This window comes from Bacillus sp. L_1B0_5, assembly GCF_000836715.1.
Taxonomy (GTDB): domain Bacteria; phylum Bacillota; class Bacilli; order Bacillales; family Bacillaceae_G; genus Bacillus_A; species Bacillus_A thuringiensis_S.
Genome location: NZ_JXIS01000152.1, coordinates 1 through 7008, shown reverse-complemented (window position 1 = coordinate 7008; position 7008 = coordinate 1). Strand labels below are relative to the sequence as shown.

The window sequence follows — 7008 nt, the reverse complement described above, 5'->3', positions numbered from 1 at the left end:
TTAACTTAATTCCATTATATGCTAAACACCTTAAAAAGTCAATACAATTACATACAAATTAACACTAATTAATACAAGTCAATACAAAAATGCTGGTAAAAATCTATGAAAAACATTAAAATACAAGCGTTTTACGTGTTGATTTATATTCACTTGTATTGACTTTTATTGATTTTCACATGGTTTATTTGTTTTAGGGTTAAAAAACAGCATAACAAAAACCCTGGTGCAATCAAAACTAGGGCTTTTGTTACTTACTTGAAACTCTTTTTATGGCTGTTTATGCAAAAATTGAACGTATCTATGAAGGGCCTCAACGCTTTTTAATCCCAAAAATGCTTTAATTTCAACAGGTTTCATGTCATTCTGTAGGGCATTTAATATAAAACGGTTTCGTAGCAAAGTAGGTGTGACATGAATTTCAGCGCGTTTCGCTTCTTTCTGTAACATGCGTTGTACAGCGATTCTAGTTAAAGCGGCGGGTTGATCTTTTTCATAGTCCCATCGGAATGTTTGCGGGCCAAAATCAAACGCCACAAAAAAAGGATCGCTCGTTTGTTGGCGCGGTCTTACAAGGTTAGGAATCTTGTTGTAATAGGATAAGGCAAGTTTTATATGCTCTTTTGAAAGGGTAATAGATCGTTTGTGGGCGTGTAACCCTCCTGGGGTAATCGTATTTGTCCCAAAGTGTACATCATGCATAGAAAGCGTGAGTATGTCCTGGATGGATAGTCCGTAATCTAACATGAAATGAATCAATAAAAGGTTACGTTCTAGAATAAACTTTCTTCCTGACGCCTGGTAGTCAGTTAATCCGTTATAACTACGCATGACGCGGAATAGCTTTTTTATTTCTTGATCCGATGCAAAGTGTTTAGAAGTTAGTCCAGGAGGGGAGACATCACTTTTTAAATCTTGGGCCGCGCCATGAAATTGTAAAAAGTTAATCAGAATACCTCGTACACGCTTGATATTAGAGATTGACGCTCCACGTTCCTTTTTAAGAGCTTTTAAGTATCTTTCTAATACATTTGTATCAAAAGAATGAAAAAACGATTCTGGAGGTAATTTGATGCGCCTCTGAATCCATGATGTAAAAAGGGTGAGATCGTAGCGGTATTGTTTAACGGTGGAAGATTTACGGCCATGTTTTAATAGATCAGCAAGAAAAACATCAACGGAAAGTTCCCAAGTCATGTTTATATACTCCTTTTTCCTAAAAATTGTGTACCGCAATTATATACGAGAACCATACAAACAAGCAATATGGGATTCTAGATCGAGGAGGGCTTTGGGGGGTTCAGCCGAGATACGTGTAAAACTAGGTCATAGCAATACATTTTTTACCAAACGTTGTTTATCGGTGATATTTGTAACAAAAACGAACGTTTATGTTACGTTTTGTATTTGAAAATATGAAATATCATAATCGTTGAACTAGATGTAACAAAATACTGTATCAAAAGTAATTCGTAACATTATCAGTAATAAGCCTTTTTGTTACGCCGAAATCCGATAATGGAAATAAAATACAGCCTATGGCCCGAAATTACATGTATCTCGGTCGAACCCCTTTGGGGGCTTGAGGGATTCCAGGGCCAGGATATTGCGGAGATCTGCGGAGACATGTGGGCCTGGCTAGACAGGCCGTGGGGTTGTGATATAGGGGGATATATAGATGTATTGAGATGAGCGGAAGGCGAATAATGGGCCGATGTTGAGCGAGGACAATATGCGAGGAATGGGAATGGCCGCCGCCCCGCATACGTAGTTTTATGAAAATCTGCCTGTCAACGGAATCTGATTCATAGCTGAATCAAGATACCCTTAACAGGAGAGCTTCGTTTTTCTTTTTCTTTATGTATGTAGGATAAAGCTAGTGTTTATGTACATAAACCTTAATTTGCACTTATGCCGAACTGATGCCGCATTTCATCATGTATACATTACATAGACATCATATTCGCATCACTTTGGCACTACATAGACATCAGTATTGTTACCGTATGCTTGGATAGAATTAGGATTGATAATAGGTAAACAATCATTCTGATATGCAGGTAAATAAACGAATAAAGTCACTCATAAATAGTGTGTTTATTCGGAAATATGTTGGGTAACTAAAATATTGTAGATTTGCATATTAAGAGAAATTTAGAATTTTATTTTCATACATAGATCAACTTGGAGATGATATGTAGAAGTTTATAAAAAAAGAAATTCCCAATATAGGATACTTTTTATTAATAAATCTTGTTTTAAAAAAAATTAAAACAATTAAATACATTAGGATTTATTTTTGCTCAATAAGCCTTACTCTCACAAGGGATTAGAAAATTCTTCTTATTTAATTACTGATTTAAAAACAGGTTCAATTCGTGTTTAAATTTGTAGTGGATTTGTTGTGAAAAACGTCCTTAATTTATAAAAGTATAATAGATTGATAATATGTTTAATCTATTAAAATATAGAATGGCATGACAAAAAGCCTTGTTAGGAGCAATTTTTTTGAACAAGGCTATCAAACAATTATTTTTTTGTAAAAAATACGATTTAAGCGTTTGGATCGAGCATCTTTTTGAATAAATCAAACGGAATTTTACTCTTATTTGATTTTCTCAATCCTATATTTCTTATGTTTTCTTTCGCTTGTTGCTGTCTACGTTTCCTATTTGCAGTTAACTGTTTTGTATAGATTGTTACGAAATGTGCAGGCGTACTTTCTTGTGATTTGTTTATCTCAAAAAACTGTACACAATCCTCAAAAGTCTTTCTTGCTTCCCAATCTACGTCTGGCGGCATACGCAATGCGATTGTATAAGCATCTTTTTCAGTAATATTTGTATCTTTACTTATGATATACATATAGAGTTTCTTTTGATCTTCACTCATAAACTCATCCATTTCGCGGAATCGTAGTTCTAACTTTTCACCCAAATCAGGGGCATTCATTGGCTGTTTTTCTTCTACTTCTTCATTTGAAGGAGCAACAGCATCCAATATATCTATTCCCTGGCATGTAGGCACAGTTGGTTTTTCGGTTTGATCTGTAGGTTTCTCTTGTTTTTTACTTAGTTTTTTAGATAGAAACTTTGTAAATGTAGAAAACATATCAATTGAAAACGCCCATTTTTGCTTAAAGTATTCAATGATTTTTAAATAATTGGTATTGAGGCTTAATATGTAAATAGATGGTGCTTTCTTACCATGACGTCTTGTTTTGATTTGATGACATACTTGAAGGTCCTCTAACCACTTCAGAATAAAGTTGATAATTGGTACAGAGATACCCGATTTTTTACTGATTTGAGCTTGTCGCATTTGAGAGAAGCCTTCTTGTACTAGGTAAGATAAAACAACTTCTAATGCCTGATAGCGGCGTGGTGTTTGTACGAAGAAATCTTTAGTGGTTTTACCTTCTGTATCTAAAAGAATCAGATCAATAGCTTTAATTACTTTTTGTACTGTTTTATTGATAGCGCCTGTAGGAACATGAACCAGGTGTGGACTTAATTCTCGTTTTGCTGTACTTAGTAAAAAGTTATTTAGTAGCATAAAAAAACCTCCTATTTTTCCACCACAAATAAACAGGAAAAACAGAGGTTTTATATTCACAATAGATATACGTTATGGTATAATTTTAGTATCAAGTTTGATACTAAAGAAAAACACATATACTTATAGTGTGAATTAAAGCCCCTATCTCTTGGAGTTTTTAATTGGTTTGAGTTTGGCGACCTGATCCAATTAAAAACGATGCGGTGGGGTTTTATTTTTTTTATAATTAATGTTTAAAACTAATGAATAGACTTTTGTTAAATATTTCTTGTTTGAAATACATATCTTTAAGAACTATTTTACACATACTTTTTTTAAATATCAACTAGTAATAAGTTAGAAGTAACCAGCAAATATGATTTAAATTTTCAAAATATTCTCAAAACAATGTAGAAATATGCAAAATTCCACACTGGAACGAAACTTTTTCTAATTTCTGTTAGAATATATTTACAGAAAATTCTTTTAATATAAAAGTTTTTGTATATTTATATATTAGAAGATGAGAGAGGGTGTGACAAGGGGTATGATTTTAGAAAAAATTCAAAAGGATTTAACTAATAGAGGTATTACTAATAGACAGCTTGCTGATTTGTTGGGCATTAGCCATTCTAAAGTGAATCAATCTATTTCAGGTAAGAGAGAATTTGACTTTTCTATTTATGCAGAAATACTAAACATGTTATATCCCCATGATTATTCTTTTCGAAAGACAGAAGTGTTTAACTATTGTAACCAAGCTAAACGGAAAGTTAATTTAAGAGTAGCGTTTGAATATATAGACATGTGCGGTGAATTAGAATTATTAAATCATTTAATTGATCGAGAAAAACAATCAAATAATTTGTTGAATCGTAAATTTGCAAGTGCTTATGAATTACTTTATTTACGAAATGCAGAGGAATTTAACCCGCACGAATTTTTGAAATTGGTAAAGGGAGAAATGGGAAAGCAAAAAAATGCAGAGGATATAAGTAAAATTCCTATGGAGTTTGCTCTAATTTACGCTTTTTTTGATTCGAGAAGTTACAATTTAGTAAGTGCAAATATTGATGAATTAAAGACTGAAATTGAAAAAGTGAAAAATCCATTTTTAAAATCTTCATATGAGTTAAGAACTATGGAGTTATTGGCCACATGTTTTCATAGGAATAACGAGTTGGCGAGAGCAAGAGAATTATGTGATGATATGATTTCCAGAAATGGAAGAGTATCTTTACTTCCAAAGGCTACAGCGTATTGTATTATGGGTGAGACATATATATTAACAGACTACGAATTGTCTAAGTATTATTTAGACAAAGGGTTAAGTCTGGTGGTTTCACCAAATAATCAAAAAATGCGTAAAAAACAACAAATGTTACAAACAACACTTGATTTTCTAAACATTCATTTTGAAAAGAATTTAGATCATATACAACCTATAAATCCGACAGAAAGGGGGTATTTATACATAAAACAAAATATGAAACAAAAAGCAGATTCTCTTATGGAAGAAACTAAAAAACAAAATGGTTTTCTTACACCACTTCAACTTTTTGTTCAAGCTCTAGCAAGAGAAGATATGAATTTAATGAAAGAAGCTTTATTGGCCTTTGAACGAAATAATGATTTGTTCTATGCGGAACTTCCAAAAAATGTGTTAAAATAAACTTAGAGGTGGTTAAATATGAAGGGATGGGCAAAACGATTATATTTATTGGCCACGATAGCGGCTTTAACAGCATTTCCGGCACAAGGAAATATTAGTAAAATTTTACAATATATGGTAGATCCTGGTGGGGGAGCTGGGTGATTGATGTTAAAAATGACACTACTTTTGTAGTGTCATTTGTCGTTTAAGGAGTGGAACACTTGTTAGTGTGGCATAAAGTTCCGTTCCACTTGTACATAAAAAATTTTGTAAAAGGGGTAATTAATTTATGAAAAAGAAGAATTTATGTAAGCAAGTTGATTATGACTTTTTGGTGAAAGTATTGTCACAAACAGGTAATTATATTGAATTACATAGTAAATTACAGACTTATATTAAAGAAAATAGAAACTTTAAATCTAATATTAGACAAAAAGCTAATTAAAAAAGCAAAGAATTTATTTCTTTGTTTTTTTTAATTTATAACCTAGAAATTCCAGATATTCTAATAGTCCTTTTTCAATATCATTGCGTTCATCCTCTGGAAGATCGTCCAAGTCCTCATATAACTCTTTAGCTAAACGACTTATTTCATTTTTATTGACGTCATTATCGTTTCCTACTAAATAATCTACAGATACACCAAAATAGCGTGAAATCTTTACTAACATTTCATAATTGGGTTCATATCCAGAGTTTTCCCAATTCGATATAGTTGTTTGTGCAATTCCTAGTGCTTTTCCAAGTGCGGTAGCACTAATGTTTTTCTTATTTCGTAACTCTCTCAATCTTTGTCCAAACATGGTTCCAGCTCCTTTTAACTTGTTTCATGTTTAAAAATAAAAAAATAACACGTTAGACGTTGACTTTCGGCTTAAAGCCGAATACAATGTAATTAAGGGAAGGGAGGGTGAAAAAATGCTAGCGTCAGAACAAAAAACCATTGTACGGGAATATCGGGAATCCAAAGGCTTAAGTATTAAGGAAGTTTCTAAAGGCGCTAAAATTCCAATCGGCACATTATATGATGTTGAAATTGGGAGAAGGAGTCTCAAAGATAATAAGGCTAAAAAAATAGCAGATTTCCTTGAAGTTCCGATAGAAAAACTTTTCAGGCCAACGTATTATCGTGCACTACCCATCACAGAATGAATAAAAATCATGTTATTGGTTACATCTATTTTGTTCATAATCCTACTAAATGTTATTGTAAATGAAATTCGGCTAAAAGACGAAATAATTATGACTAAAGTATATTGTTCTGTATTTAGAGAATTAAAATTCTGAATATTCTGTCCTTTGAAAACTGAATAATCCTAAAGGAGCTGTAAAAAATGGTTTTGAAACGATCGTATCAAACACTACTACTCTTTACGAGTGTACTTTTATTCATTATGAGCTTCTTGATTCCACTGAATCAAGCCAGTGCGGAGGTAATCAATCGAGAAAGGTATCAGATGGATTGGGCCTATAGTCCGCAATATGGGAAAGATGTTCGTACAGAGCTTCTAAAGAATGCGAGTGGTCAAATTGCGTATTGTCTGGTATACGGTTTAAAATCCCCAAATGGAGAGGATTTACCCGAAGCGGGCAAAACAGATGATGTATCCTATCGTGTCTTAATGAATGGGTACCCACAGAAAACACCAGAAAATTTAGGGGTTTCCAATTGGAAAGAAGCCCATTACGCAACCCAGTTAGCTCTTTGGAATGCACTTGGACAGATTTCCGTTGATGAATTACAGTTCAAGAATGCAGCTGTTGAAAAAGCGGCAAAGAACATTATTCATGCGGCAAAGAACATTATTCATGCGGCA

At 33.0% G+C, this 7008-nt stretch carries 8 protein-coding genes; 5 read left to right on the top strand and 3 right to left on the bottom strand.

The features are described 5' to 3' along the window. Positions 1–270 precede the first annotated feature (270 nt). Both RT27_RS30535 and RT27_RS30530 read right to left on the bottom strand, forming a co-directional pair. Positions 271–1197 carry a site-specific integrase gene (locus RT27_RS30535; protein WP_043938907.1) on the bottom strand — a complete coding sequence of 309 codons (927 nt, stop codon included), beginning with the start codon at positions 1195–1197 and terminating at the stop codon, positions 271–273. Positions 1198–2553: 1356 nt separating this feature from the next. Continuing rightward, positions 2554–3555: a hypothetical protein gene (locus tag RT27_RS30530; RefSeq protein WP_043938905.1), complete on the bottom strand. Its 1002-nt coding sequence runs from the start codon at positions 3553–3555 to the stop codon at positions 2554–2556. A 529-nt stretch (positions 3556–4084) separates the two neighbouring features. On the opposite strand from RT27_RS30530, the gene RT27_RS30525 reads away from it, so the two are divergent. From RT27_RS30525 to RT27_RS35530, 3 genes are all read left to right on the top strand, one after another. Then, on the top strand, positions 4085–5209 hold the full coding sequence (locus RT27_RS30525; RefSeq protein ID WP_043938904.1) for an AimR family lysis-lysogeny pheromone receptor: 1125 nt from the start codon (positions 4085–4087) through the stop codon (positions 5207–5209). A gap of 18 nt (positions 5210–5227) precedes the next feature. Then, positions 5228–5353, top strand: a complete 126-nt coding sequence (locus RT27_RS36175) for a hypothetical protein (protein WP_269429674.1) — start codon at positions 5228–5230, stop codon at positions 5351–5353. Between the two features lie 127 nt (positions 5354–5480). Further along, on the top strand, positions 5481–5636 hold the full coding sequence (locus RT27_RS35530) for a hypothetical protein (protein WP_194793413.1): 156 nt from the start codon (positions 5481–5483) through the stop codon (positions 5634–5636). A 13-nt stretch (positions 5637–5649) separates the two neighbouring features. Here RT27_RS35530 and RT27_RS30520 read toward each other — a convergent pair whose 3' ends face one another. Continuing rightward, positions 5650–5994, bottom strand: coding sequence for a helix-turn-helix transcriptional regulator (locus tag RT27_RS30520; RefSeq protein WP_006917309.1), 345 nt, complete (start codon positions 5992–5994; stop codon positions 5650–5652). 115 nt (positions 5995–6109) lie between these two features. Here RT27_RS30520 and RT27_RS30515 point away from each other — a divergent pair, with 115 nt between their 5' ends. Next, positions 6110–6343, top strand: coding sequence for a helix-turn-helix transcriptional regulator (locus RT27_RS30515; protein WP_043938902.1), 234 nt, complete (start codon positions 6110–6112; stop codon positions 6341–6343). A gap of 182 nt (positions 6344–6525) precedes the next feature. Continuing rightward, positions 6526–7008: thioester domain-containing protein (locus tag RT27_RS30510; protein ID WP_043938900.1), on the top strand; the 483-nt coding region annotated here is incomplete at its 3' end.